Genomic DNA, 26,506 nt, shown 5'->3' with positions numbered 1-26,506 from the left:
TAAGTCTTTGGTTGGAGACCAATATTTAAATTTTTCTATTCGTGTTCCTGCTTTTATTGATGGAAGTGCCGTACGATTTTATTATCGAATTTATTTTGCAAGTCACAATCACCAAAAGTTAGACACCATCTTGCTGTTTCAAACCTACGACCAAATCCATTTTTTTAAAGAAAAAATGAGCGGACTTTCATTCCAGTCTTTTTTATGGGTTTTGCTGGTGTAAGCTTTTTTGCGTTTTGGCATATTAAAGTTAGTGATTATTTGTTTTGCATCGCTATTTTTCTGATAAAATAGATGAAAAATTAGTAAAAAAATGATATCTCGATTAAAAACGAAGTGTAGAGTTTCAAAAGTTGAAAACACGACAGTCAAGCGATTTGATTTAAAATACGAAAAGGAGTTCTTAATTACGACTATTGAACAAAATGTAGTTTCAGTGCGAAATTTAACAAAAATTAAAAAAATTATCAATAAGTTTGTATATACGTCTAAACCATTATATAAAATGAAAAAACAGTTTAACAAACAATTTCTTTTTGTGATTCCTGTAATATTTGGACTCACGGTAAGTCAGGCTCAGAATGTTCCTGCGCAAACGAATCCAGGAATTGATATTTCGAATATGGATAAAAAAATCAAATCAAGCGATAATTTTTTCCGATTCGTAAACGGGGCTTGGCTTGATAAAACAGACATTCCAAGTGACAGAACTTCATGGGGGAGTTTTAATGAATTGCTTAAAAAAACAGATAAGGATGCGTTGGCAATCTTGAAGGAAGCTTCAAAAAATCCGATGTACAAATCAAATACGGATCAAGGGAAAGCCATTAATCTTTTCAAATCGGTTTTGGATACCGTAACAAGAGATAAAAAAGGAATTGAACCGTTAAAAAAATATTTGGCAAAAATTGATGCGGTAAAAAATATTCAAGATCTACAAAAATTATTGGTTGAAATGGAACCAGTCGGTGGGATTGGCTTTTTTGGAATTGGAGTTGGTGCCGATGAAAAAAATAGTAAAAAGAATTCTGTAAGTCTGGGAGTAGGCAGATTAGGCTTGCCGGATAAAGATTATTATTCTTCAGAGGATAAGGATTCTAAGGAAAAAAGAGATAAATACGTACTTCACGTAGAGAGAATGCTGCAGTTTATTGGTGAAAGCCCTGCAAAAGCGAAGGCAAGTGCGATTAAAATTTTAGCGTTAGAAACAGCAATGTCTAAACCAAGACTGGATCGAGTAGAACGTAGAGATGACAGATTGCAATACAATCCGATGACTATTGCCGATTTACAGAAAATGACTCCGGCAATCAACTGGAAAAATTATTTTACAGGTATCGGTTTTGCAAAATTAGATACGGTAATCGTTAGCCAACCAAGGTACATGAAAGCGCTGCAAACTGTTTTTAAAGAAAACAAGGTAGCGGACTGGAAAGAATATTTAAAGTGGTCCTTACTTAATAAAGCCAGTGGTCAATTGTCAACTAAAATAGAAGTCGCTAATTTTGATTTTTATGGAAAAACATTGACAGGCGCAATCAAACAGAGACCTCGTGAAGACAGAGCTTTGCAAACCGTTAATAGCACTATTGGGGAAGCCTTAGGGAAACTATACGTTGCAAAAATGTTTCCCGCTGAAGCAAAAGCAAAAGCAGAGAAAATGATCAAAAATGTGGTTTTAGCCTACCAAAACAGAATCAACAATTTAACTTGGATGTCTGAAGCAACTAAAGTTAAAGCAGTTGAGAAATTAAATAAGATTACCATCAAAATTGGGTATCCAGACAAATGGAAAGATTATTCTGCTTTGAAAATTGTAAGTACGCAAGAGGGAGGAAGTTTTTTTGAAAATGTGCAAAATCTTTCTCGTTGGAATTTTCAAGAATCGCTAGATAAACTTAAAAAACCAGTTGATAAAACGGAGTGGGGAATGTCACCACAAACAGTAAATGCCTATTACAATCCTTCTTATAATGAGATTGTGTTTCCTGCAGCTATCTTACAACCGCCTTTTTATAATTACCAAGCGGATGAAGCAGTTAATTATGGTGGAATTGGAGCGGTAATAGGACACGAAATTTCTCATGGATTTGATGATTCCGGTGCTAGATATAATGCGGAGGGAAATCTTGTAGACTGGTGGACAGCCGAGGATTTAAAACAATTTACTGCACTTGGGACAGCTTTAGCTGATCAATATAGCGCTCTGGAGCCATTGCCTGGAATTCATGTGGACGGTAAATTTACTTTGGGTGAAAACATAGGTGATTTAGGTGGAGTAAATGCTGCTTTTGATGGATTGCAGATGTATTTAAAAGAAAATGGAAATCCAGGATTAATCGATGGTTTCACTCCTGAACAGCGTTTCTTTATTTCATGGACAACTGTTTGGCGTACAAAAATGCGTGATGAGGCTTTAAAAAGCCAAGTAAAAACAGACCCACATTCTCCGGGAATGTATCGTGCTTATGTGCCAATTCAAAATCTGGATGAATTTTATAAAGCTTTTGGAATTCAAAAAGGCGACGGAATGTATGTTGAACCAAGTAACCGAGTGAAAATTTGGTAATTGATATTATTTTGAAAGAAAAATCCAATTTGCACAACAAGGCATAAAATCGATTTATCTCCTATTATAAATTAAAAATTGTATTAGGAGATTACCCTAATAATTAATTAACTATTAAAAATGAAAAAAAACACGAATAAGCATTTCCTTTTTGTAATTCCCGCAATTTTAGGTTTTACAATTAGTCAGGCACAGAACACCCCGGTAACTAAAGAGCCAGGAATTAACGTTAATTACATGGATAAAAGTGTAAAACCAAACAATGATTTCTTTCGCTATGTGAATGGAACTTGGTTGAACAATACGGAGATTCCAAGTGACAGAACAAGGTGGGGAAGTTTTGATGAATTACGCCAAAAGACAGATAATGATGCGTTGGCAATTTTAAAAGAGGCAGCAACAAATCCAGTGTATAAATCTAATACGGATCAAGGTAAAGCAATCAATTTGTACAAAACCATCTTAGATACTGTTGGAAGAAATAAATTAGGTATAAATCCATTAAAACCTTATTTAAAAAAGATAAATGCAGTAAAAAACACTAAAGACTTAGAAGCATTATTAATCGAAATGGAACCTATCGGTGGTATTGGATTTATGGGTGCCAGTGTTGGAACGGACGCAAAGAACAGTAATAGAAACGTAATTAATTTAGGCCCTGGAGGCGTAGGCTTACCAGACAGAGATTATTATGTTTCTGATGATGCCGATTCAAAGGAGAAACGTGCAAAATATGTATTACACGTTGCTAAAATGTTGCAATATCTTGGCGATAAACCAGCCGTTGCAAAAACGAATGCGGAAAAAATTCTAGCGCTTGAAATTGCAATGTCTAAACCAAGGATGGACAGAGTAGAAAGACGAGACCGTCGTAAGTCCTATAATCCAATGAGCATTAAGGATCTTCAGAAATTAACTCCATCTTTCGACTGGAAAACTTATTTCACAAAAATCGGATTGGCAAAAGTAGATACCGTAATCGTTTCTCAACCGAAATATATGGTGGCTTTAGAAACTATTTTTAAGGAAAATAAAGTAGAAGATTGGAAAGCATACATGCGTTGGAGTTTATTGAATAGGGCTTCTAGCCAATTATCAACTGCGATTGAAAATGCAAACTGGGAGTTTTACGGAAGAACTTTAACAGGTGCAATAAGTCAACGACCACGTGACGAAAGAGCGCTTCAAACGATCAATGTAGCAGTAGGAGAAGCTTTAGGAAAATTATATGTAGAGAAAAAATTTCCAGCTGAAGCTAAAGTCAAAGCAGAAAAAATGATTAAAAACATATTTTTAGCTTTCGAGAACCGTATCAATAATTTGTCATGGATGTCAGCGGAAACAAAGATTAGTGCGCTTGCTAAATTGCATAAATCAAGAATAAAAATTGGATATCCTGATAAATGGAAAGATTACTCAGCCTTGACAATTAAAAGTCCACAAGAAGGCGGAACGTATTTTGACAATGCAAAAAACATGGCAAAATGGCGTTTTGATGAAAACATAGCCGAATTGAACAAGCCAGTTGATAAAGAAAAATGGGGGATGTCACCACAAACTGTAAATGCATATTACAATGCATCTAATAATGAAATTGTATTTCCAGCCGCTATTTTACAGCCGCCTTTCTACAACTACCAAGCCGATGAAGCGGTAAATTATGGTGGAATTGGAGGCGTTATAGGTCATGAAATTTCACATGGTTTCGATGATTCAGGAGCGAGGTACAACGCTGATGGAAATCTAGTGGACTGGTGGACAGCAGAAGACTTGAAACAATTTTCCGCTTTAACAGGAGCGCTTGCAGCACAATATAGTGCCTTGCAGCCAATACCGGGAACATTTGTGGATGGTAAATTTACGCTTGGAGAAAATATTGGAGATTTAGGTGGAGTGAATGCGGCATATGATGGTTTGCAATTGTATCTGAAAGAAAATGGAAATCAGGGATTAATTGACGGGTACACACCAGAACAACGCTTCTTTATTTCTTGGTCTACAATTTGGCGTTCAAAAACACGTGATGAGGCATTGAAAAACCAAGTCAAAACAGACCCACATTCACCAGGAATGTATCGTGCTTATGTTCCTTTGCAAAATGTAGATACGTTCTATCAGGCTTTTAATATTCAAGCCAATGACGGAATGTATATTGCACCGGAAAAAAGGGTACGAATCTGGTAACAATTATTTTATTATAGCAAGAGGTCTCATTTGTGTAAACAGATGGGACCTTTTTTATTTGTTAGCTACTTTTTGATTCCGTCCTTTCCTTAACGAATAATTCACCATATATAATCCAAATAAGGTTACTCCACCACCTATTGCAATGGAAGCATTGAGCGTTTCTCCAAAAATAACAGCGCCTAAAATAACAGCAATAATTGGATTTATATATGCATAAATACTACTTATTTGTGCTGGTAAATGTTGCAGCGCATAAATAAAAGCAATGAAAGTAAGAACAGAGCCAAAAACAACTAAATAAGCAATTGACCACCAGGAAATGGCAGGGATAGAACTTAAGGCTACTGATGTGCCAGTGGCTCCAGTATAAGCAAAAAGCAAAATACTGGAGAGAAACATCTGTAATCCTAAACTAAAATAAGGATTAAAACTTGCCGCTTTTTTCTTAGTGTACAAAGTTCCAAAAGCCCATGTTAAGGTTGAAATAAGTGAAATAAAAATACCAAATCTAAAATCGGGTTTTATAAAATCGCTCAGATGATCGTAAAAAATTAGACAAATACCACCAAAACTCACTATTAAACCAATTACAGCTAATCTTGCCAGTCTTTCGCCTCTAAAAAAGCTTATTATAACAATCCATAAGGGTACAATAGCGCCAATGATAGCTCCTAAACCACTACTGATATACTTTACTCCCCAAGTGCTAAGTCCGTTGCTTAAAACAAAATTTAGGATACTCAGGATTATAATTGTTTTCCATTGTTTTCCTTTCGGCCAAGGAGTCTTCTTGAACAAGAAAAAGGAAATATAGAGAAAACCGCCAATAAATTGTCTGATAGCGGCGAGTTGTAAAGCAGGCATGTGTTTTACTCCTTCTTTCGAAGCAATCCAAGTGGTGCCCCAAAAAAGACTGACCCAGCATAAAGCTAATATTGGTAATCCAATCGAGTTCACTTTAGACGAAACCGCATTTTTAATTTTAGTTCTCACGTTATAAATTTGGTTTGGTAAAAGTGTAATTTAAAATAGTCTCGATCTTGTTAGTCGAAATGGTTTTTCCAACAGAAGTATTTTTATGATTAAATTTTGGTGAAACCAAATTCAAATCAGCAGCTTTTTGAGCGTAATAAGTGGAGCGGGAAGGATGAAAAGGCGTTACTGCATTGAAGGTTTCGTTCCAAGAATCGTTTTGAATAATTTTTAGAATGATGCCAATACAATCTTCCTGATGAATCAAATTTATCGGTGCATCCGGATTATCAATATTCTCACGACCAGCAAGAAATTTTACGGGATGTCGCTCCTCTCCAATTAATCCCCCAAAACGGAGCACAGTAGTTTTGAAATTATCGTTACTTTGCAAAAGCTGTTCTGCCGCAACTAGTTGTTTGCCACTTTCCGTATCTGGATTCAATGGAGATTCTTCCGTCACAATTTCATTTTGTTCTCCATAAACAGATGTCGAACTAACGAAAATAATATTTTCAACAGAGGATTTTTCTATAAATGGAATCAATGATTCTATTTTTCCGACAAAATTTTCTTTGTTGGGTCCTCTCAGTTTTGGCGGAATGTCAATGATTAAAGTATTGCTTTCCTGCAAAAAAGTTTCAATAATACCCGAAACACTTTTGTTGCCAAGCGACCCTTCGACTGGGCTCAGGATGACATTTATTAAAAAAGGATGGAGTCCGGCATTTTCTAATACTGAAATTTTTTCAGAACTCGTCGTCGATCCATTCACTGAAAATCCTTTTTTTAGCAAGGCTTTCGCCAAAGGCAAACCCAACCAACCGCAACCTAGGATACTAATTTTTGCCATTTTATTTATTGTAACCAATTTTGTTTACTTCTGTGCCGTCATAATATGCTGACTTCTTTTATTGTTGCAAATTTCATTAAATTTTTGGAACTTTAAGGCTATCCGTTAGTATTATTAGAGGTTCTTTTTTAATATAATTTTTAGTTGGGGTAACGACAGGTTTTACAACCACAACTACTGGACTGGATTTTATTTTTTCATTAATTACAACCGCATCATTCAAAATAAATGGGGTTGGCATCATCCAATTTTCTCTTTTTTTCATCGAAAACAATGGATTTGTCATTAAGTCAAAGGAGCTTTCCATTAAGGCCATGTCTAAATTGGTTGTGGCATCCATGCTGAACTGCATTTCCAATGGTAAATTATCTATCACGTAGTAACTCAAAATCTTCTTCCCGTTTCGTTTGTATTTAGAACCTTTTTGGCCTAAAGTGCTTGCGCCATTTGCTTTAAAATTCTGGAGAGTCATCTTTTCATTGGCAAAAATGTCATAACGGTTTACTTTTCGGTTGGGTGAAATCCTCATTTTCAAATACCTTTGATTTCCAATAATTCTATCTTCAAGAAATTCAATAGTTGGTTTTTCGAGAACTTTTATGGGAGCATCAGCTTGATACGTAAACTTGGAATTGTATTTACTAAACAATGGCGTATCTTCCATTGCGGTTGCTTGTTTCGGCTTCTCACCTAGATAATTTTTGGTCCAGGAATCAAGATTGGTATCGTAGGTCATCCAACTGGCTTTGTTGGTATCCGTATTATATACATACAACAAGCTGTTAGATTTTGCTTTTCCAAATTCATATCCGGAGCTGTAATGTGCTTTTACAAAAAAGGCAATGGCGAGTATGAAAAATACGGAGGACCACCTTCCTTTTTTGACGAAAGCCCCAAAAACAGGGAGCAATAATGCAAAAGTTAAAACGGTAAGTAGCGCACTTCCAAACAATACTTTTAATCCCAAACCGACAGGGAACATCTGGATAAATGGTGCTATTATTAATAAGGCTGGAATGCCGCAGATAAGATTTAGTATTTTATTTGACTTTTGAGTCACAATAAAAATTCCAAAAGAAATTAGTGCAAAGTAAATGGGAATAATCAAAAATCCTGCTCCTTGTAAACTAAAAGCAATAAATCCATTAATGATAATCCAAATGAGTAATGGAGCCACATAATGATTCATTGTTACTTTCTTGGCTGAAAAATGCTGATAAAATGTGAAACAAATTGCGACAGCTAAAAGGACAAAAGCGACAATGTAGGCATGACCATTGTACGTAAATCCGTTGAGTAAATCATTGTATTGCGGATAGACTTTCAACAATGCTTTCCATCCAAAAAATGTGATTAATCCGGTAATAATTATGGAACCCAAAAATGGAATAAATCCGCGAGCAATTTCTCGGAATGACAAAATGCGTTTGGCTCGTCCTAAAAACAACAGGAAAATAAATAATGTCAAAGCGATTACCACCATCAGCAAAACCCAACTGAAAGGATAAAATATGAAAGTGTAGGGAATCGTAAAGTAAACATCATCAGCAGCAGCTAGTGTGGTGTTCAAATCAGCATTCGAAAAATAATTAAGCAAAGGCATCAAATAAGTTCCCTGGTGAGCCAATGTATTTGTATTCAGGTGCTTAATGTCATCTTGGGCAGTGTGATAGTTGAAGTGATCATCTATAAAGGCAAAGTTATAACCCTGAATATTTCCTTGTTCTCTAAAAACAGTCAAATCGGTGTCATTGGGCAACATTTTATAAATGCTATACATCAAGGAATTAGAAACAGGAAAAGTCGCTTTTGCGGAAGCAAATTCTTTTACCAGTCCGGCATTTCCATTGTTGGTTTCCATTAGCATATAACTGGGTCCGGAGGAACCACGTGCTTCAAAATTCAAAACCAAACCTACGTTTTTTGCCCACGGATGCTGAGTTACAAAAAGTGCGGCGCCATTTAAACCTAATTCCTCTGCATCCGAAAATAGAATTATAATATCATTTTTATGTCTTTTGTTAGTGTGCAAAAATGAGCGGACACTTTCCAGAATTGTTGCCACGCCTGATGCATCATCACTTGCGCCATGTGAGAAGGAGTGGGGCGCGCTGTCGTAATGCGAAAGTAAAAGCAAGGCTTTAGAACTGGAGCTGCCTTTTATACGAGCCAATATGTTTTTTGATTTTACCAAATTTCCCCAATCACTAAGGGTAAATCCTTCCTGGATTGATGTTTGTAGGCCTAAATGGCGGAGCTCTTTTATAAGATAATCAGCCACTACTTGATGATTCTGTGAACCTACATAATGAGGTTGTTTTGAAATGGCTTCTACTTGGGCCAATGCTCTTTTGGTCGAAAATTCTGAAAGCGATTCGGTTTCGTTAGAAATCCAGTGTGGCATCATTGTAAAGTATATGAATCCCAGAATCACAAGGATAAATAAACTGGCAAAAATTGAGGAATAATCTTTTTTCATTTAAATAGAATTGGGTTCTAAATGTCTTTTTTGACTAACATGTAAAAATCATTGTCCAAAACCATGTAGCCTTGGTCATATAGGAAATAGTAGGTATTTCCTGTTTTGGTATGCAAAATATTAGTGAAAAATTCGAAATCAAAACCCTTGCTTAAGAGTTTGGCTCGAGTAGTTTTAGATTTTCCTTCAATATTGAGTTCGGATAGAATTCGGTAATTCTTACGTAACTTATTGTTGATGTTACGCATAAAGTTCGTACTGTCTTTATTTATCTTATTATTGTAGGCATTACGACAACCGTCGCTGCAAAACTTTTTGTCTTCGCGTCCTACAATTTTTTCTCCACATTCAAGGCAGGTTTTATTCATGGATTGATTTTTCTAATTTCATACAAATCAGTTCGACGGTCTTTTAGGATTCTGGCACTTCCATGTTCGTGCAGTTCTTTGAGCAAATCCAGATCGACATCTACAATCAAAGTCATTTCAGTATTAGGCGTTGTTTCCGCTTTTATTCCGGTGCTTGGAAATGCAAAATCCGAAGGCGTAAAAACGGCTGATTGCGCATATTGAATGTCCATATTGTTCACTTTTGGAAGATTTCCAACGCATCCGGCAATGGCGACATAACACTCATTTTCTATAGCTCTTGCCTGCGCGCAGTGTTTTACTCTTATATAGCCACTTTGGTTATCTGTTAAAAATGGTACAAATAAAATATTCATTCCTTCATCGGCCATTATTCTTGATTGTTCCGGGAATTCGACATCATAGCAAATCATAATTCCTATTTTTCCGCAATCGGTATCAAAAGTTTTAATTTGGGAACCGCCTTTCATTCCCCAATGTAAAACTTCATTTGGAGTGATGTGAATCTTATAATACATGTCAGAGGTTCCATCTCTTTTACAAAGAAACCCTACATTATACAACGTACCATTTTCTAAATAAGGCATGCTTCCCGAAATGATATTAATATTATAAGATATGGCAAATTCCTGAAATTTTTTGCGAATGGGATCTGCATATTTGGCAAGCTCTCTAATAGCATCAGGTTCTGATAAATGATTATAATCTGCCATAAGTGGGGCAATAAATAACTCAGGAAAAAGGGCAAAATCACTTTTGTAACCCGAAATGGCATCAATGAAAAATTCTGCCTGTTCGAATAAGGCGTCCAAGTTTATTAAGGGTCGCATTTGCCACTGGATTAATCCAATTCTGATAATGCTTTTCTGGGTGTTTATTAACTGGGGGCTTTCATCATAATAAATATTGTTCCATTCTAATAAAACGGCAAATTCTTTTGAATCGATGTCTCCTGGGAGGTAATTTTTCATAATTCTCATCACGTGAAAATCATTACTTAATTGAAACGAGAGGACGGGGTCCTGCAGTTCTTTCCGTTTTACTTTTTCGATGTACTTTTTCGGGGTTAGTTCCTCAGCGTATTTGTTATAATTTGGAATCCTTCCTGCAAAAACAATAGCTTTTAGGTTCAATTTTTCACATAGTTCTTTTCTGGCATCATACAATCTTCTACCAAGGCGCAAACCTCTATAATCCGGATTAATGAATACATCAATTCCGTACAAGATTTCCCCTTTTGGATTGTGTGTCGAGAAAGTAAAATTTCCTGTTATTTTTGCGTAATCAGGATTTTTATCAACTAAAATTTCATCTACAATTAATGAAAAGGCGGCGCCTACTACTTTTTTATCCGCTAAAATTACCAGTTGTCCGTCAGGAAACATGGAAAGTATTTTCTCAATATCTTCTTCTTTCCAATAGGAGTCTTCTAGCTCTGGATAAGATTTTATCATTGATTTTTTTAACTCCTTATAGTCTTCAATCTGTAAGTTACGTAATTCTACTTTTTTTATTTTTGCTTGCATAAGAAGTTGATTTCCATCAAATATAATCAAATTAATCCATTTACAAACGGTTACAAACAATTACAACCGAAAGTAAACAGTTAGTAACCGAATAAATTTCGGAACCCATCGCATCTTTGCCCTGTTGAAATCGAATAGCGATTCAACAAATAAAAGATATACACTAACATTTAAATTTTACACGCCATGAATGCATTGAGAAACAAAGTACAGTTAATTGGACACGTAGGGAATGATCCGGAAATCAAAAATTTTGACGGAGGAAAAAAAATAGCCAATTTTACAATAGCGACAAATGAAAGCTACAAAAACGACAAAGGAGAAAAAGTAGAAGAAACCCAATGGCACAAATTAGTTGCTTGGGGAAAAACGGCCGAAATAATAGAGAAATACGTAACTAAAGGAAAAGAAATTGCTATCGAAGGTAAATTAACCCATAGAAGTTATGATGATAAAAATGGCGAGAAACGCTATGTCACAGAAGTTGTGGTTAATGACGTGCTTCTTTTAGGGAAATAATATTAGGATCCAGCAATCATTCGTACCAGTGATTTGCTAGGACTAAAAATTTTTAAAAAAATGGGGTAACCTTATGAAAAACAGCCACATTCTCATTCTTCGAGAAGTGGCTGTTCTTTTTGTGTTAATTTATTTCTCACACGACCTGTCGAAGAATTTACTAGTAAGCAGTGGTTCCTGATTAAAATTGACCGGTAATCACTAATCACTCTTTTTCTTCCGTAAATCAAATCCAGGGCATCGTTTGCATCGTTTGTCTTCCCCTTTTTTATAGCTTTCGCAACATTTTGATTTGAGTTTGCCCTTAGTGGCGTTCTTTTCAGAATGCTCTTTTTTATCCTTTTTCTTGTCTTTATTTTTCTTTTTCTTACTCAATTTCTATGAAGTTAAAATCAAGTGGAATTATTTATGGATTCTAAAGTGTGTTTGACTATTTAGACTCGTTGAATGCAGAACTGTTTAAAGTCATCTGCTGAATATCTCGGTCAAATAAATACAAACCACCTTTATCATCTCCAATGAGGTTTATTTTATCTAAAATAAGTTTAGCCTGAGCCTCTTCTTCTATTTGTTCCGCTACGTACCATTGCAAAAAGTTGTGTGTGGCGTAATCCTTTTCGGAAAAAGAAAGATGAACTAGTTCATTAATTGAATCGGAAACGAAAATTTCGTGTTTGTAAAGTTCTTCAAACATTTCTTTGAATGTTTCGTAGCTGGTTTTTGGTGCTTTTAGTTCAGAAATTTTGGCATGACCGCCGCGTTCGTTGATGTATTTGACTAACTTAAGCATGTGTGTACGCTCCTCATCAGACTGAGCATACATAAATTTTGAAATTCCTTCTAAACCATGTGTTTCTGACCAAGAAGCCATAGAAAGATAGGTTTGGGATGATTCAGCCTCGATACGAACCTGAATATTCAATGCTTGTTCTATATTTTTTGATAACATGCTAGTATGTTTTAAGTAAAGTTACAAAAAAAACTTAATTTACTGATTCATAATCTCTTGAAAATAATCTATAAATTGACCTAAATGTAATCCGTCCATTAATCCATGATGAACATGAACCGACATAGGAATAGTTCTTTTCCCGTTTTCTGCAACCAGCATTTTGCCAAAAGATATTTTCGGGCAACTATCAGGAAAACTATAGCTTCTGGCGTGTGAAAGCGAGGTGAAGTTCAACCAAGGAATTGCTGAAAAATGAATTACATTATCCTCCTCGAAAGTTCTGGTGAAAAGACCAGTAGTACTTTGAATACGTTCAATTTCTGTTAAGGCAGTTTTTTGAAAAACAGTAAAATCAGAATTATATTCTATTAGAGAAAATCCAAAAGTTCCGTCTTCTCGACCAATTGTTGCCGAGGCATTTATAAAGTCATGAATAAAGATTGCATCCTCATTGATTCTATATCTAAAAGATTCGATCGTATTGATAGCAATTAATGTTTTGTGTAAGTAATGGATGAAAAAGGAACTATTTAGCTCTTTTGCAGTTTGAAACGCTTTCGTGCAATCAATTTGGACAGTGGCGCCAAAAAAAGGTTCTTCCATTTGTTTGAAAAACAGAAAGTGTTCTTTTCTATTCCAGTTATCGATATCTAAAAGTGTTTTCAAGATTTTTTAATTTTATTTATATACCAAAAGTACAGCAATACTTTTAATCCTTAAATTGATTTATCGGGTTAATTGTAAATCGTTACTGAAAAGGAGAAGCTAATATCCTTTAAAATGAAGTTTTAGGACATAAAAAAGCCCTAAAGGAAATTTCCTTTAGGGCTTTTACTAGTATTAAGAAAGTAGCTTATTTTACTCTGAAAGTAACTCTTCTAACTAATTTTCTTGCACTGTCTGAATCTTTGTCAACTGAAGTGTCTTCACCAGCAGCGATTACATTCAATCTTGATGCATCAACTTTAGCTTTAACTAAAGTGTTTTTTACATTAGCAGCTCTTGCATTAGATAATTTATCATTGTATGCAGATCTTCCTAATTCGTCAGCATGACCAATAATGTCAACTGATGCAGTAGGATTGTTTCTTAAGTAAGTTAAGATAAAATCAGTACCTTCTGTAGAAACGTTAGTTGGTTTTGATTTATTAAAATCAAAATAAACAGCTACATAACCACCATTAATTAAACTTTTAATCAATTCGTTATCATATACGACAGTAGTGTCACCAGATTTACTTGCGTAATTCTTCATGATGTAATCTTCTGTTGCATCAGGAACGTTATTGTTGTTTTTGTCGATAGATTTACCTTTAGTATCAACCATTGCTCCAGCTGGAGTATTTTGTTCTTGATCTAAATAATCAGCTACACCATCATTGTCAGAATCTAACATTTTGTTTTCGATAGCCGCAAATCTTGCATCAATTGCATCAAATTTACCTTCATTATCGATAACCCAGTCAGCATGTTTTACGTTTTTACCTAAGTAAACTGTAATACCAGCAGTACCGTTGAAAAGAATTCCACCAAAACCTCTAGTGTTAGATGAACTAGCTGCGTCAAAAGCAAGATTTTGTTTTGCGTTAATGATAGTCGTAAAATCTCCAGTTAATGCAATTCTGTCTGACAATTTGATTTGACCAGTTAAACCTGCCATGAAGTTACCCATTCTGTCTTTTAAGTAAGAAGGATCTTTTCTTTCTAAGAATGATAAACCTACACCAGCATGACCTAATAAACCAATAGATTTAGTCCAAGTTTCAAAACTCATGATTCTTCCTAAGTTAGCAACACCTTGTAAGTCTACTCTGTAGTACTTGGTATCAAAACTTTTTGACTCCGCTTTATTTGTGAAGCTGTTGTAACCAAAATCAGCTTTAAAACCGAATTTGTTGTTAAGCATGTAACGAACTCCTAAGTCTACAACGTATGGACTTATTAATGAAGTTGAATAACCTGCTGTTGCTGGTCTTTGGTATTTGTTAAAACCACCAGCTAATTCTACAGACCATTTGTTGAAAGGAGTTTCAACTGATGCTTCTGTGCTTTTTACAGTTTCTGTTTGAGCACTCATCGTGGTCATAACAGAAGCAAATACTAACGAAAGTATGATTTTTTTCATAATTGTTTTCAATTTTTAATTTATGCAAAAATACATCACAATATTATATAAAAAAAATAAACCGTTAATTATATAAAGTTTATCAATAATTCTATAAGCACTAAAAAACAGGTTCGACGTAAGTATTTGTTAATCAGTGTTTAAGGTGTTCTATGTAAAACATATTTTTTTTTAAAACCAAATAAATAGTCCGCTTTTTATCATATTTACCTTGTTAATCAGTACAATTATGCGAGTATTCAGGTTGAAAACTGTCTGTAATCGGCAAATTCTTAATCAGTAATAGCGTCACGTAGAGAAAGTATTATTGTAATCTCTTCAATACGTCAGTTATTTTTTCAAAAGCACTAAAATTTTTATGCTCTACCTTATGCTCAATTTTTTCGTGTGCCCAAGTCGTGTGAAAAGGAATGTGGACCGTATGTCCGCCAATGGCTAAAACCGGTAGAATATCCGATTTTAAGGAATTTCCAATCATAAAAAATTCGGATGGTTGTATTTCCAATCGTTTGATCAAATCAGAATAATCAATTTCTTGCTTGTCTGACATCACTTCGATATGGTGGAAATAATGTCCCAAACCAGAATTGTGCAGTTTTCGGCGTTGGTCTAATAAATCGCCTTTGGTGGCAACGACCAATTTATATTTTCCGTGTAAAGTTTCCAAAGTTTCTTCTACGCCATCCAATAAGACGATTGGTTTTTCAAGCAATTCTTTTCCGTATCGGATAATTTTTTCGATGATTTGAATCGGAATTGTATTATTTGATATAGACATCGCTGCTTCAATCATGGAAAGAATATACCCTTTGATTCCATACCCGTATAATTTTAAATTATCGATTTCTACTTTAAAGAGTTCTTTGGAGATTCCTTGATGCGACAAATAATCTTCCATCAAACCACAGAATTTCTTCTCAGTTTCATCAAAATACGTTTCGTTGATCCATAAGGTATCATCAGCGTCGAAAGCAATTACTTTAGGGCTCATATTTGTTTGATTTTACCGCAAATTCGCTAATTAATATAGTAAGAATACATAGTAATTAGCGAATTCACAGTTAATTTTTCTTAATTTATCGTCTCTCCATTAGCAACACCATCGGTATCCGGGTTTACAAATACCAATTTTCCTTCAGCATTTGTAGTCATCAAAATCATTCCTTGACTTTCTACGCCACGAAGGTTTCTCGGAGCCAAATTCACCAAAACAGTCACGCGTTTGCCAACAATGTCTTCTGGTTTGAAACTTTCGGCAATTCCTGAAACTATAGTTCGAACATCAATTCCAGTGTCTACTTTCAAAATCAGAAGCTTGTTTGCCTTCGGCATTTTCTCTGCTTCCAAAATTGTTCCCACACGAATATCCATTTTGGTAAAATCCTCAAATTGAATCACTTCTTTTTGTGGTTCTGCAACTTTATTCTCCGCTTTATTAGCAGTTTTAGTCGCTTCTAGTTTGTCTATTTGTCTTTGGATTTCCTCGTCTTCAATTTTAGCAAACAATAATTCCGCTTCTCCAATTTGGTGTTCAGCCGGAATCAAATCAGATGTTTCTGAAATGGTATTCCAACCTATTTTATCTTCAATTTTTAGAATTCTAGAAAGTTTCTTTGCTGTAAACGGTAAAAAAGGCTCACACAAAACACTCAAGGCAGCTGCAATTTGCAACGCTACATACATTTGCGTTTGCACACGCTCCGGATTGTCTTTGATGACTTTCCATGGCTCTTCATCCGCCAAATATTTATTTCCTAAACGCGCCACATTCATTAATTCACTCAAAGCCTCACGGAATCTATAACGCTCCAGAGAACTTGAAATCACTGCAGGATACGCTTTCAATTCGGTTAAAGTAGCTTCGTCCACTTCCGAAAGTTCATTTGGAGTAGGGACAATTCCGTTGTAATATTTATTGGTTAAAACCACCACGCGATTAATAAAATTACCGTAAATCGCTACCAATTCGTTGTTATTTCTCGCTTGAAAATCTTTCCAAGTAAAATCATTATCCTTAGTTTCCGGAGCGTTTGATGTCAAAGCGTAACGCAAAACATCTTGCTGATTGGGGAATTCTTCCAAATATTCGTGCAACCAAACCGCCCAGTTTTTTGAAGTCGACAATTTATTTCCTTCCAAATTTAAGAACTCATTCGCAGGCACATTGTCAGGCAAAATATAACTTCCTTCGGCTTTCAACATCGCCGGGAAAATGATGCAATGGAAAACAATATTATCTTTCCCAATGAAGTGCACCAGTTTCGTATCTTGATCTTTCCAGTACGGTTCCCAATCTTTTCCTTCGCGCAAAGCCCATTCTTTGGTAGATGAAATATAGCCAATTGGTGCATCAAACCACACGTATAATTTTTTTCCTTCGGCACCTTCAACCGGAACATCAATTCCCCAATCCAAGTCCCGAGTTACCGCGCGAGGTTCTAATCCGCCGTCAATCCATGATTTTACTTGTCCATACACATTCGGTTTCCAGTCATTTTTATGTCCCACGAGAATCCATTCTTTTAAGAAATCTTCATAACGATCCAATGGCAAAAACCAGTGTTTCGTTGCTTTCATTATCGGAGTTTCTCCTGTAATGGTCGATTTTGGATTAATCAAATCCGTTGCGTTTAGTGTAGAGCCACATTTTTCGCATTGATCGCCGTAGGCCTCTTCGTTGCCACATTTTGGGCAAGTTCCCACCACGAAACGGTCTGCCAAAAATTGATCCGCTTTTGCATCATACAATTGCTCGGTTACTTCTTCGATAAAATCACCTTGATCATATAGTTTTTTAAAAAATTCCGAAGCGGTATCATGATGGATTTTAGCCGAAGTTCTGGAGTAATTATCAAACGAAATTCCAAAATCAGAGAACGATTTACGGATAATTCCATCGTATTTATCGATTACTTCCTGTGGCGTAATGCCTTCTTTTTTGGCTTTCATCGAAATCGCTACGCCGTGCTCGTCACTTCCGCAAACAAACAAAACGTCTCTTCCCTGCAATCTTAAATATCTGGAATAAATGTCCGAAGGCACGTAAACACCCGCCAAATGGCCAATATGAATCGGTCCGTTCGTATACGGCAATGCCGCTGTAATCGTATATCTTTTTGGATTCTGTATCATGATTCAATTTTATTGAGTGCAAAAATAAGCAATAGAATTTTTATTTGAAGCTATTTCCCGCTATCCGTTGCAATCTTATTGTTTTTAAAGAAAAAACAATAAGGATTTCCACTTTTATCGGGGCTAGGGGATTTGTTGGCGTAAGACGTTTTTTGAGATAATGTAAAATGATTATTTATATTTGTAACCGTAATTAAAGAAGACTGTAAATTATGGCAAAAGGACCCGAAAAGAGCACCAAAAATAAGGCTTTACATACCAAATTACTAAATCGAAAAAAGGCGAAACTTCAAGAGGATAAAAAAGAAAAAGCGTTACGGTTGAAAGCTTTAGTTGCCAAAATGAATCAGAAAAAGAATAGTAACGAATCTGATAGCATATAAATCGCATTGTATTTCTTTCCTGTAATAATTTAACTGAAATTTGCACTTTAGTATTTAAATATTAAACCTATGGAATTCGACAGAATAATTATTTCAGAAACGGCAATGGCCAGTGAAAATCTCCAAGATGTAATTCACTCTAATATTTCGGTAATCAACTTAATGCGCGAGGAAGGCGTAAACGATGATTTGATTCACGAAGATGCTATAATGAGTTATTATTTAGATTATTATACCTCACAATATACGGAGGGAAATTTTGCTCAATTTGTCTATAATTCGAGTTGGGATAAAGAATTAAATGAACTGATAGAAGAAGGTTTAGCACTAATTGGCGCCGAAAAGCATTTGGAATTGTTCCAACAACAATCCAAAAAAGTAAAATTAATGAGCAGCGTAAAGTTGAATAAATTCCTGAAAGGGAAACTGGAAGGCGTAAATCCTATCCGAGATTTGCTTAACAACGACACTTTTTTCGAAATAGAAGAAAACCTGGTTACTTTGAATGCTACTTTTTTAAAAACACACCCAGATTTTGAAGTTCTTTCTGTAGATGACATGTTTGCGACCATAGAAGAATTTGTGGGTCATGAGATTAAAAGAGCCTAAACTAAGTCAAAAGTCGTAAGTCAAAAGTCTTAAAGGTGTTTTCTATTGTACTCCATTGTCTTTTCAACATGATAATATATTTAAATTAAGGGTGACTAAATAAGGTTGTTTCTTAAAGCTTGACTTTGTGACTTTATGACTTTGGACTTTTGACTAATTTTTTCCCCCATTTCTATCAAACATTTCCTTAAATTTGCTTCCATTATTATATAAGTTAGCGTTTAAAAAAATCAACTATGTTACAAATTGCATTTATTAGAGAGAATCAAGAAAAAGTAATCACCGCTTTGGCAAAGAGAAACATCGATGCTACAAGTGTTGTTGAAGAAGTGGTACAACTGGATGAGAGACGTCGCGCTACGCAAGTGGAGTTAGATAACATTTTATCCGAATCTAATAAATTATCCAAAGATATTGGCGAATTGATGAAAGCTGGAGAGAAAGCTAAAGCCGCAATTTTAAAAGAAAAAACAGTTTTAAATAAAGAGAAAAGCAAAGCTTTAGCGGAAACTGCTGATGCACTTGCCGCAGCACTTTTAGAGAAACTATATACGTTACCCAATCTTCCTGCTGATATTGTTCCTGTTGGAAAAACACCGGAGGAAAACCTAAACGTTTTTGAAGAAGGGGAAATTCCAGTTTTACACGAAGGCGCACAACCGCATTGGGAATTGGTAAAAAAATACGATATAATTGATTTTGAACTTGGCGTAAAAATCGCTGGCGCAGGATTTCCGGTTTATAAAGGAAAAGGAGCACGATTACAACGCGCCTTAATCAATTATTTCTTGGATAAAAATACCGCAGCAGGATACAACGAAGTTCAGGTTCCGCACATGGTAAATGAAGCATCGGCTTACGGAACGGGACAATTGCCAGACAAAGAAGGGCAAATGTACCATGATAAAACCGATGATTTATATCTGATTCCAACAGCTGAAGTTCCGGTGACGAATTTATTCCGTGATGTAATCTTAAACGAAAATGAATTACCCGTTTTAACTACGGCTTACACGCCATGTTTCCGTAGAGAAGCAGGTTCTTATGGTGCGCACGTACGTGGGTTGAATCGTTTGCATCAATTTGATAAAGTGGAAATCGTACGTGTAGAACATCCTGATAAATCATACGAAGCTTTGGACGTAATGGTGGAGCACGTGAAAAGTATTATGCGTGAATTAAAATTGCCTTATAGAATATTGCGTCTCTGCGGAGGTGATATGAGTTTTGCTTCAGCTTTGACATATGATTTCGAAGTGTTTTCTACCGCGCAAGATCGTTGGTTAGAAATTAGTTCGGTTTCTAATTTTGAGACTTTTCAAGCGAATCGTTTGAAATTGCGTTTCAAAGATAAAGACGGAAAAAACCAATTGGCACACACCTTAAACGGAAGTTCATTGGCTTTGCCAAGAGTTTTGGCTGGAATTTTAGAAAATTACCAAACTCCGGAAGGAATCGTAATACCAGAAGTGTTGCGTCCGTATTGCGGGTTTGAGATTATCGACTAAAAATTCCACCATATAAGGCATTTAAGGTCATATAAGTGTTGTAGATAATTTATACAAATATGGATTCAGTAACATTTTGGAAAATTATTGTTCAAAGTCTTATGGCAATAACGGTTGGTATTTTTATGTTTTGGTACGCACACAAACTGCCAGAAAGTAAATTGTTTAGTATAAAATTTACAGGTTACGCTGCCGGGGTTGCATTTATTCTTCTTGGGATTATACATTTCCTTAATGAATTCAATCTTTGGTAATATCTAATTTACTTAAATGACCTTAAATGCCTTATATGGTTAAAAAATGATTCGAAATCAATGAAAAAACTCTTTCTACATATAACCCTGTTTTTTTCATTAGTCTGTTTTTCTCAAAACGAACAATTGGCTCAATATTATTATGACAAAGGCGATTTTGAAAAAGCCAAAATCAGTTATGAAGAGTTATTGGAAAATATTCCTCAAAACACTCAGTATTTTTTAAGAACTATCGACTGTTATCAGCAATTAAAGCAGTTTGATGTTGCAGAGAAAGCGATACAAACACGATTAAACAAATACAATCAAGGCAATCTTCTTGTTGAGTTAGGTTATAACTTTCAGTTGCAAAAAAACGATGCAAAAGCCAAAAATTTCTACGATCAGGCATTAGAACGAATCAAGAAAAACCCAAATGAGGTTTATGGTATTTCTAATTCTTTTGAGAAAAAAGTATTGTTAGATTACGCCTTAAAATCCTACCAAACCGCTACAGAATTAGAACCTAATTTCAATTTTAATTATCAAATAGCACTGCTTTATGGGCAATTGGGCAATGCCGAAATGATGATTTCAACCTTCTTGAATGAAGCCTATGCGAATCCTCAAAATTCGATAATGATTCAAAATCAACTGGCACGTTTTATGGTTGATGAGGGAGATGCCAGTTTTAATGAAACCTTGCGCAAGGCATTAATTATTAGGACTCAAAAAAATCAGGATATTTTTTGGAATCGCTATTTGAGTTGGTATTATGTGCAACAAAAAGAATTTGAAAAAGCATTTATCCAAGAAAAAGCAATTTATAAACGCGACCCGGAATCACTCTCTAATATTGTCAATTTAGGACAATTGGCTATTGAGGAAGACAATCAGGAAGCGGCAAAGGAGATTCTTGGTTTCGTTTTGGAAAACACAAAAGATTTAGAACTGTTGATTCAAGCCAATTCCTATTTGATAAAAATGAAAATAGGAAAGGCTAAAGAAAAAGATTTTGCTGCCATCAATGCAGAATTACAGGCTTTACTGAAACAATATGAAATAAGTCCTTTTACCTTATCTTTGCAGCTGATTCAAGCGCATTTCGTTACTTTTAATTTAAAAAAACCGGAAGATGGAAAAGCAATAATTACGAAAGCACTAGAGTTGGAATTGAATGATTATGATGTGGCTCAGGCCAAAATGGAATTAGCAGATATTTTGCTTTATGAAGAAAAATTCAATCAAGCGTTGATTTATTATTCCCAAATTGAATTGGATTTAAAAAATGATGTGATTGCGCATGAAGCCAGTTTAAAATCGGCTAAAACGAGTTATTTCAAGACTGATTTTGTCTGGGCATTGAGACAATTTAAGGAACTGAAATCGGCTAATACACAATTGATTGCAAATGATGCTTTGGAATATTTTCTTTTGATTAATGATAATACCGTTGCAGATTCGACACAAACGGCTTTGAAGCAATTTGCAAAAGGAGATTATCTTTTATATCAAAACAGGAATCAGGAAGCGGAAGCTCAATTTCAGACGATATTAAAAAATTACAAAGGGCAGGAAATAGAGGCGGTTACGTTATTGCGATTAGGAAGAATTTACGAAAAACTGGGGGATTTTACTTTGGCTTTAAGCCAATATCAAAGTATTATAGACCATCATAGTGATGGGATTTATGTTGACGAAGCATTGTTTTTTTCGGCAGAAATTTATAACAAACAATTAATGTTGCCCGAAAAAGCAAAACCATTATACGAAAAGATAATTTTCAATCATCAGGACAGTATTTATTTTGTTGATGCCAGAAAGACATTCAGGCAACTGAGAGGCGATACAAATTTATAAGTTAATGTTTAATCGGTTAATTGTTTAACCGATTAACCTAAAAACCGATTAACCAAATTAACAATAATGATAATATACAACGTTACCACAAACATACATGAAAGCGTTCACGATCAATGGATGATTTGGATGCAACACAAGCACATCCCTGAAGTTTTGGCTACTGGGAAATTCTCATCAGCAAGAATGGTGCGGGTGCTAATTGAAGAAGAATTGGGAGGAACTACTTATTCGGTTCAATACACGACAGACAGCAAAGAAACTTTGGAGAAATATTATCTGGAAGATGCACCTGCTTTTCGCGAAGAAGGATTGCGTTTATTTGGAGATAAAATGCTTGCTTTTAGAACCGAGTTGGAATTGATTTCGGATTATTAGAGTCATTGCAGGGAACTAAAGCAATCACATTCAGGGTATCGTTTTGAATCAAAATCTTGAAGTCGCAATTTGTGATATCAATTTCGGATTGTAATATATATATAATTGGAGGTCGCAATTTGTGACCTCCAATTAAAAAAACATAAAAATTTCATTTTATGAGCGATAAAATTTCAATAATTCCGGATGACATCGTTATCAATAAGATTTATTTCATCAGAAATCAAAAAGTAATGATAGATCGTGATTTGGCAATGCTTTACGGTGTCGAGACTAAGGTTTTTAAACAAGCGGTTAGGAGAAATATCAATCGTTTTCCTGAAGATTTTATGTTTGAATTGAATAAGGAAGAGTTTGAGAATTGGAGGTCACAAATTGTGACCTCCAATTCTGAAAAGATGGGTTTGCGTTATGCGCCGATGGCTTTTACAGAACATGGAGTATTAATGTTATCGAGTGTTTTGAATAGTGAAAAAGCAATTCAAACCAATATTCAGATAATGCGAATATTCACAAAAACGAGGCAACTGCTCTCTGATAATTCTGATTTACGAATTGATTTTGAAATAATGAAAAATAAAATTGAAAATCAAGGAAAAAACATAGAACTCGTTTTTCAATATGTAGATGAACTTATGGAAAATAAAGAAATCACACCAGAAAGAGAAAAGATAGGATATAAGAAATAGTGTATAGTATTCAGTTTGCGATAATTTTCTGGATATTAATAAAATATAAAAACACTTTGCACCTTTGTGCCTTTGTGGCAAAAAAATAAACAAAATGGAAAAAGTAAAAGCCAAAAAACACCTCGGACAACATTTCTTGAAAGACGAAAGCATTGCAAAAGACATTGCTGACACGTTGAATTTAGAGGGATATGATGATGTATTAGAAATAGGACCAGGAATGGGTGTTTTGACAAAATATTTGTTGGACAAACCAATCAATACCTACGTTATAGAAATCGATACAGAATCGGTCACATATTTAGACGAAAATTACCCGAAATTAAAGGATAAAATCATTTCTAAAGATTTTTTGAGGTATGATATTAATGAAACTTTTGAAGGAAAACAATTCGCTATCATAGGTAATTTTCCATATAATATTTCTACACAAATTGTTTTTAGAACATTAGAATATCGCCACCAAATTCCAGAATTTGCCGGGATGTTCCAGAAAGAAGTGGCGCAGCGCATTTGCGAAAAAAAGGGGACAAAAGCTTATGGAATTCTGTCCGTTTTAGTGCAGGCATTTTATGATGCCGAATATTTATTTACTGTAGATGAAAACGTATTTATTCCGCCACCGAAAGTAAAATCAGGAGTTTTACGTTTGCGCAGAAAAGAAGATTATAGCTTGCCTTGCGCAGAAAAATTATTTTTTACGGTGGTTAAAACTGGTTTTCAACAACGCAGAAAGACTTTGCGTAATAGTTTAAAAACCTTAAATTTGTCAGATAAACTGAGAGAGGATCCTGTTTTTGATCTTCGACCAGAACAATTAAGTGTAGAACAGTTCATAGAACTTACCCAAAAAATAGAAGCCGATGGAGTTTAAAATCAGCAAAGAACTTATTCATGAATTAGAGCAGCTTATTCAAAACAAAAACGACCAACAACTGGAAGTTTTATTGAATGATATGCACCACGCTGATATTGCCGAAATTCTTGACGAGCTTGATTTTGACGAGGCTACTTATATTTTTAAAGTATTAGACAGTGATAAAACAGCAGAAATTCTTCTTGAATTAGAAGATGATTTGCGGGAGAATATTTTAGGCAGACTTTCAGCAAAAGAAATCGCTGAAGAGCTCGATGAATTAGAGACAAATGATGCTGCTGACATTATTGCGGAACTTTCCAAAGATTTAAAGGCTGAGGTAATATCAGAACTTCAAGATGTTGAGCATGCCAAGGACATTGTTGATTTACTTCGTTATAAAGAAGACACTGCCGGTGGAATCATGCATAAGGAAATGGTTAAGGTCAATGAAAATTGGAATGTCCTGACTTGTGTGAAAGAAATGCGTATTCAGGCTGAAAATATCTCCAGAGTTCATTCGATTTATGTGGTAGATGATGAAAATAGATTAAAAGGACGTTTGTCGCTCAAAGATTTACTGACCACTTCAACAAAAACCCCTATTAATGACATTTATATCCGTAAACTAAACTCGGTAAACGTAGATACTGAAGATATAGAGGTGGCCCGAATCATGCAGAAATACGATTTAGAAGCAATCCCGGTAGTTGATGAATTGGGTCGTTTAGTGGGTAGAATCACGATTGATGACATTATCGATGTAATCAAGGATGAAGCCGATAAAGATTACCAATTAGCGGCGGGTATTACCCAGGATGTTGAAACGAATGACAGTATTTATGAACACACCAAAGCACGTTTGCCTTGGTTGTTGATGGGTATGCTAATCGAATTAATAGCTTCCTATGTTATAAAAGGCAATGAAGGGATTACCAAAGATCATTACACACTTATTATTTTTATGCCTTTGCTATCGGCAACAGCTGGAAATATTGGGGTTCAGGCATCGGCAATCATTGTTCAAGGTTTGGCAAATGGTACGCTGAAAGAATTTAGTCGTAGTTATTTTAGTAAGGAAATAGCCGTTGCTATGATATCGGGGACTATCATCGCAATGATGGTATTGGGCTACCATACGTTTATGTACGGACAATTTCAAGTAGGAATGGCTATATCAATATCGATTGTAGTAGTCATTTTATTTGCAGCAATTTTAGGAACTCTGGTGCCTCTTTTTCTGCATAAAAACAACATTGATCCCGCTATTGCAACAGGACCATTTATCACAACAACAAACGATGTATTCGGAATTATGATTTACTTCGGAATTGCAAATTTGATTTTAGGATTTTAATTTTAGAATAAAAAAACCGAATGAATAACCACCATTCGAGCTATTAAATAACCACAACAACTAAAAACACAATGAAAATTCACATAATTGGCGGAGGAAACTTAGGCGTCGCTATTGCAAAGGGATTATCAAAATTTTCGCAAGGAAATCAAATCACCATAACCAGAAGAAATACAAGCAGTATTCTATATTTAGAACAACTAGGCGTAACCGTTTCTACAGATAACAAGCATCAAATTCAAGATGCGGATATCATTATCCTGACCATAAAGCCGTACCAAGTAGATACTGTTTTGGCAGAAATACTTCCTGTGATTTCTAATAAAGTAATCGCTTCGGCGGTGAGTGGATTATCGATCGAAAATTTACAAAATAAGATAGGTGCTGGCAATAGCGCCATCCGAATCATGCCGAATATTGCATCACAGTTTGGCGCATCGGCAACCTGTATTGCTTTCCATGAGAAAGACAAAGAGAAAGCGCAAAAAGTAGTCACTCTTTTCCAGGATTTAGGAACAGCTCCTATTATAGACGAGAAATTAATGGATGCAGCAACGGTTCTTGCGGCCAGCGGAACAGCTTTTGCGTTACGCTACATTCGTGCTTCGATGCAAGCGGGAATCGAAATAGGATTTGACTGGCAAACTGCATTGGCTATTTCAGCACAAACCGTAAAGGGAGCTGCCGAAATGATTATGGAAGAACAAATTCACCCAGAACAATTAATTGACCGTGTAACCACACCACAAGGCTGTACTATTGCAGGATTGAACGAAATGGAAATGCACGGATTCAGTTCGTCATTGATACGAGGAATCAAAACCTCTTTGAAGCAAATTAAAGGATAATTGTCATTTGGGGCGTGCCCCCATTAAAAAAAGGGTCTTATCAGCGTAACTGTTGATAGGATCCTTTTTTTATTGGCGTCGTCCCCAACCGTCTGGATATCCG

At 35.3% G+C, this 26,506-nt stretch carries 24 protein-coding genes; 13 read left to right on the top strand and 11 right to left on the bottom strand.

Features of this window, described 5'->3' with window-relative positions; genetic code table 11:
• Positions 1 to 505 precede the first annotated feature (505 nt).
• Positions 506 to 2,569, top strand: a complete 2,064-nt coding sequence (locus ACFX5F_RS09095) for a M13 family metallopeptidase (protein WP_379851748.1) — start codon at positions 506 to 508, stop codon at positions 2,567 to 2,569.
• Positions 2,570 to 2,689: 120 nt separating this feature from the next.
• Positions 2,690 to 4,753: a M13 family metallopeptidase gene (locus ACFX5F_RS09090; protein WP_379851747.1), complete on the top strand. Its 2,064-nt coding sequence runs from the start codon at positions 2,690 to 2,692 to the stop codon at positions 4,751 to 4,753.
• Between the two features lie 54 nt (positions 4,754 to 4,807).
• On the opposite strand, the gene ACFX5F_RS09085 is transcribed toward ACFX5F_RS09090, so the two are convergent.
• From ACFX5F_RS09085 to ACFX5F_RS09065, 5 genes are all read right to left on the bottom strand, one after another.
• On the bottom strand, positions 4,808 to 5,749 hold the full coding sequence (locus tag ACFX5F_RS09085) for a DMT family transporter (protein WP_379851746.1): 942 nt from the start codon (positions 5,747 to 5,749) through the stop codon (positions 4,808 to 4,810).
• 1 nt (position 5,750) lies between these two features.
• The gene (locus ACFX5F_RS09080; protein WP_379851745.1) at positions 5,751 to 6,581 is read right to left on the bottom strand and encodes an SDR family oxidoreductase; all 831 of its coding nucleotides are present in this window, start codon (positions 6,579 to 6,581) and stop codon (positions 5,751 to 5,753) included.
• A gap of 76 nt (positions 6,582 to 6,657) precedes the next feature.
• A complete protein-coding gene (locus tag ACFX5F_RS09075; protein WP_379851744.1) occupies positions 6,658 to 9,060 on the bottom strand; it encodes a M28 family peptidase in 2,403 nt (800 codons plus the stop codon).
• Positions 9,061 to 9,077: 17 nt separating this feature from the next.
• Complete coding sequence (locus ACFX5F_RS09070; protein WP_379851743.1) at positions 9,078 to 9,428, bottom strand: hypothetical protein; 351 nt, start codon at positions 9,426 to 9,428, stop codon at positions 9,078 to 9,080.
• Positions 9,425 to 10,954 (bottom strand): carbon-nitrogen hydrolase family protein, encoded by a 1,530-nt coding sequence (locus tag ACFX5F_RS09065; RefSeq protein WP_379851742.1) that lies wholly within the window; start codon positions 10,952 to 10,954, stop codon positions 9,425 to 9,427. Before ACFX5F_RS09065 ends, ACFX5F_RS09070 begins: the two co-directional genes overlap by 4 nt.
• 186 nt (positions 10,955 to 11,140) lie before the next feature.
• On the opposite strand from ACFX5F_RS09065, the gene ACFX5F_RS09060 reads away from it, so the two are divergent.
• Complete coding sequence (locus ACFX5F_RS09060) at positions 11,141 to 11,473, top strand: single-stranded DNA-binding protein (protein ID WP_379851741.1); 333 nt, start codon at positions 11,141 to 11,143, stop codon at positions 11,471 to 11,473.
• 201 nt (positions 11,474 to 11,674) lie between these two features.
• On the opposite strand, the gene ACFX5F_RS09055 is transcribed toward ACFX5F_RS09060, so the two are convergent.
• The 6 genes from ACFX5F_RS09055 to metG all read right to left on the bottom strand — a co-directional run bounded on the left by ACFX5F_RS09055 (position 11,675) and on the right by metG (position 17,682).
• Positions 11,675 to 11,848 (bottom strand): hypothetical protein, encoded by a 174-nt coding sequence (locus ACFX5F_RS09055; RefSeq protein ID WP_379851740.1) that lies wholly within the window; start codon positions 11,846 to 11,848, stop codon positions 11,675 to 11,677.
• Positions 11,849 to 11,903: 55 nt separating this feature from the next.
• Positions 11,904 to 12,422 (bottom strand): ferritin, encoded by a 519-nt coding sequence (locus ACFX5F_RS09050; RefSeq protein WP_379851739.1) that lies wholly within the window; start codon positions 12,420 to 12,422, stop codon positions 11,904 to 11,906.
• A 39-nt stretch (positions 12,423 to 12,461) separates the two neighbouring features.
• Positions 12,462 to 13,091, bottom strand: coding sequence for a CatA-like O-acetyltransferase (locus ACFX5F_RS09045; protein WP_379851738.1), 630 nt, complete (start codon positions 13,089 to 13,091; stop codon positions 12,462 to 12,464).
• 187 nt (positions 13,092 to 13,278) lie between these two features.
• Positions 13,279 to 14,550, bottom strand: coding sequence for an OmpA family protein (locus tag ACFX5F_RS09040; RefSeq protein ID WP_379851737.1), 1,272 nt, complete (start codon positions 14,548 to 14,550; stop codon positions 13,279 to 13,281).
• A gap of 304 nt (positions 14,551 to 14,854) precedes the next feature.
• On the bottom strand, positions 14,855 to 15,541 hold the full coding sequence (locus tag ACFX5F_RS09035) for an HAD family hydrolase (protein ID WP_379851736.1): 687 nt from the start codon (positions 15,539 to 15,541) through the stop codon (positions 14,855 to 14,857).
• 80 nt (positions 15,542 to 15,621) lie between these two features.
• Positions 15,622 to 17,682, bottom strand: a complete 2,061-nt coding sequence (metG, locus tag ACFX5F_RS09030; protein ID WP_379851735.1) for a methionine--tRNA ligase — start codon at positions 17,680 to 17,682, stop codon at positions 15,622 to 15,624.
• Between the two features lie 212 nt (positions 17,683 to 17,894).
• Between metG and ACFX5F_RS09025 the strand changes: the two genes are divergently transcribed.
• The 10 genes from ACFX5F_RS09025 to proC all read left to right on the top strand — a co-directional run bounded on the left by ACFX5F_RS09025 (position 17,895) and on the right by proC (position 26,403).
• A complete protein-coding gene (locus ACFX5F_RS09025) occupies positions 17,895 to 18,065 on the top strand; it encodes a hypothetical protein (RefSeq protein WP_379851734.1) in 171 nt (56 codons plus the stop codon).
• 69 nt (positions 18,066 to 18,134) lie between these two features.
• Positions 18,135 to 18,674: a DMP19 family protein gene (locus ACFX5F_RS09020; RefSeq protein WP_379851733.1), complete on the top strand. Its 540-nt coding sequence runs from the start codon at positions 18,135 to 18,137 to the stop codon at positions 18,672 to 18,674.
• Positions 18,675 to 18,910: 236 nt separating this feature from the next.
• Positions 18,911 to 20,182: a serine--tRNA ligase gene (serS, locus tag ACFX5F_RS09015; RefSeq protein ID WP_379851732.1), complete on the top strand. Its 1,272-nt coding sequence runs from the start codon at positions 18,911 to 18,913 to the stop codon at positions 20,180 to 20,182.
• Positions 20,183 to 20,241: 59 nt separating this feature from the next.
• A complete protein-coding gene (locus ACFX5F_RS09010; RefSeq protein ID WP_379851731.1) occupies positions 20,242 to 20,436 on the top strand; it encodes a hypothetical protein in 195 nt (64 codons plus the stop codon).
• 60 nt (positions 20,437 to 20,496) lie between these two features.
• A complete protein-coding gene (locus tag ACFX5F_RS09005; protein WP_379851730.1) occupies positions 20,497 to 22,275 on the top strand; it encodes a tetratricopeptide repeat protein in 1,779 nt (592 codons plus the stop codon).
• Between the two features lie 66 nt (positions 22,276 to 22,341).
• On the top strand, positions 22,342 to 22,653 hold the full coding sequence (locus ACFX5F_RS09000) for a DUF4286 family protein (protein WP_379851729.1): 312 nt from the start codon (positions 22,342 to 22,344) through the stop codon (positions 22,651 to 22,653).
• A gap of 158 nt (positions 22,654 to 22,811) precedes the next feature.
• Positions 22,812 to 23,342: an ORF6N domain-containing protein gene (locus ACFX5F_RS08995; RefSeq protein WP_379851728.1), complete on the top strand. Its 531-nt coding sequence runs from the start codon at positions 22,812 to 22,814 to the stop codon at positions 23,340 to 23,342.
• 94 nt (positions 23,343 to 23,436) lie between these two features.
• Entirely contained in the window at positions 23,437 to 24,216 is a 780-nt protein-coding gene (gene rsmA / locus ACFX5F_RS08990; protein WP_379851727.1) for a 16S rRNA (adenine(1518)-N(6)/adenine(1519)-N(6))-dimethyltransferase RsmA, read from the top strand.
• Complete coding sequence (gene mgtE / locus ACFX5F_RS08985) at positions 24,206 to 25,555, top strand: magnesium transporter (protein ID WP_379851726.1); 1,350 nt, start codon at positions 24,206 to 24,208, stop codon at positions 25,553 to 25,555. The genes rsmA and mgtE overlap by 11 nt, the downstream gene beginning before the upstream one ends.
• 71 nt (positions 25,556 to 25,626) lie before the next feature.
• Positions 25,627 to 26,403, top strand: a complete 777-nt coding sequence (proC, locus tag ACFX5F_RS08980; protein ID WP_379851725.1) for a pyrroline-5-carboxylate reductase — start codon at positions 25,627 to 25,629, stop codon at positions 26,401 to 26,403.
• Positions 26,404 to 26,506: the final 103 nt, after the last annotated feature.

The organism is Flavobacterium zhoui, assembly GCF_042787235.1.
Taxonomy (GTDB): Bacteria; Bacteroidota; Bacteroidia; order Flavobacteriales; family Flavobacteriaceae; genus Flavobacterium; species Flavobacterium zhoui.
The sequence above is the reverse complement of the archived record's forward strand: the minus strand, read 5'-3'. Positions and strand labels throughout refer to the sequence as shown.

Excerpts from the sequence above, each read along its gene's own strand:
- ACFX5F_RS09060 (WP_379851741.1), top strand. The coding sequence starts at position 11,141 with ATGAATGCATTGAGAAACAAAGTACAGTTAATTGGACACGTAGGGAAT.
- ACFX5F_RS09090 (WP_379851747.1), top strand. The coding sequence starts at position 2,690 with ATGAAAAAAAACACGAATAAGCATTTCCTTTTTGTAATTCCCGCAATT.
- ACFX5F_RS09050 (WP_379851739.1), bottom strand. The coding sequence starts at position 12,422 with ATGTTATCAAAAAATATAGAACAAGCATTGAATATTCAGGTTCGTATC.
- ACFX5F_RS09040 (WP_379851737.1), bottom strand. The coding sequence starts at position 14,550 with ATGAAAAAAATCATACTTTCGTTAGTATTTGCTTCTGTTATGACCACG.
- mgtE (WP_379851726.1), top strand. The coding sequence starts at position 24,206 with ATGGAGTTTAAAATCAGCAAAGAACTTATTCATGAATTAGAGCAGCTT.
- proC (WP_379851725.1), top strand. The coding sequence starts at position 25,627 with ATGAAAATTCACATAATTGGCGGAGGAAACTTAGGCGTCGCTATTGCA.
- ACFX5F_RS09025 (WP_379851734.1), top strand. The coding sequence starts at position 17,895 with ATGGCAAAAGGACCCGAAAAGAGCACCAAAAATAAGGCTTTACATACC.
- ACFX5F_RS09000 (WP_379851729.1), top strand. The coding sequence starts at position 22,342 with ATGATAATATACAACGTTACCACAAACATACATGAAAGCGTTCACGAT.
- ACFX5F_RS09075 (WP_379851744.1), bottom strand. The coding sequence starts at position 9,060 with ATGAAAAAAGATTATTCCTCAATTTTTGCCAGTTTATTTATCCTTGTG.
- ACFX5F_RS09020 (WP_379851733.1), top strand. The coding sequence starts at position 18,135 with ATGGAATTCGACAGAATAATTATTTCAGAAACGGCAATGGCCAGTGAA.
- ACFX5F_RS09035 (WP_379851736.1), bottom strand. The coding sequence starts at position 15,541 with ATGAGCCCTAAAGTAATTGCTTTCGACGCTGATGATACCTTATGGATC.
- ACFX5F_RS09065 (WP_379851742.1), bottom strand. The coding sequence starts at position 10,954 with ATGCAAGCAAAAATAAAAAAAGTAGAATTACGTAACTTACAGATTGAA.
- serS (WP_379851732.1), top strand. The coding sequence starts at position 18,911 with ATGTTACAAATTGCATTTATTAGAGAGAATCAAGAAAAAGTAATCACC.
- rsmA (WP_379851727.1), top strand. The coding sequence starts at position 23,437 with ATGGAAAAAGTAAAAGCCAAAAAACACCTCGGACAACATTTCTTGAAA.
- ACFX5F_RS09005 (WP_379851730.1), top strand. The coding sequence starts at position 20,497 with ATGAAAAAACTCTTTCTACATATAACCCTGTTTTTTTCATTAGTCTGT.
- metG (WP_379851735.1), bottom strand. The coding sequence starts at position 17,682 with ATGATACAGAATCCAAAAAGATATACGATTACAGCGGCATTGCCGTAT.
- ACFX5F_RS09080 (WP_379851745.1), bottom strand. The coding sequence starts at position 6,581 with ATGGCAAAAATTAGTATCCTAGGTTGCGGTTGGTTGGGTTTGCCTTTG.
- ACFX5F_RS09070 (WP_379851743.1), bottom strand. The coding sequence starts at position 9,428 with ATGAATAAAACCTGCCTTGAATGTGGAGAAAAAATTGTAGGACGCGAA.
- ACFX5F_RS09095 (WP_379851748.1), top strand. The coding sequence starts at position 506 with ATGAAAAAACAGTTTAACAAACAATTTCTTTTTGTGATTCCTGTAATA.
- ACFX5F_RS09010 (WP_379851731.1), top strand. The coding sequence starts at position 20,242 with ATGGATTCAGTAACATTTTGGAAAATTATTGTTCAAAGTCTTATGGCA.
- ACFX5F_RS08995 (WP_379851728.1), top strand. The coding sequence starts at position 22,812 with ATGAGCGATAAAATTTCAATAATTCCGGATGACATCGTTATCAATAAG.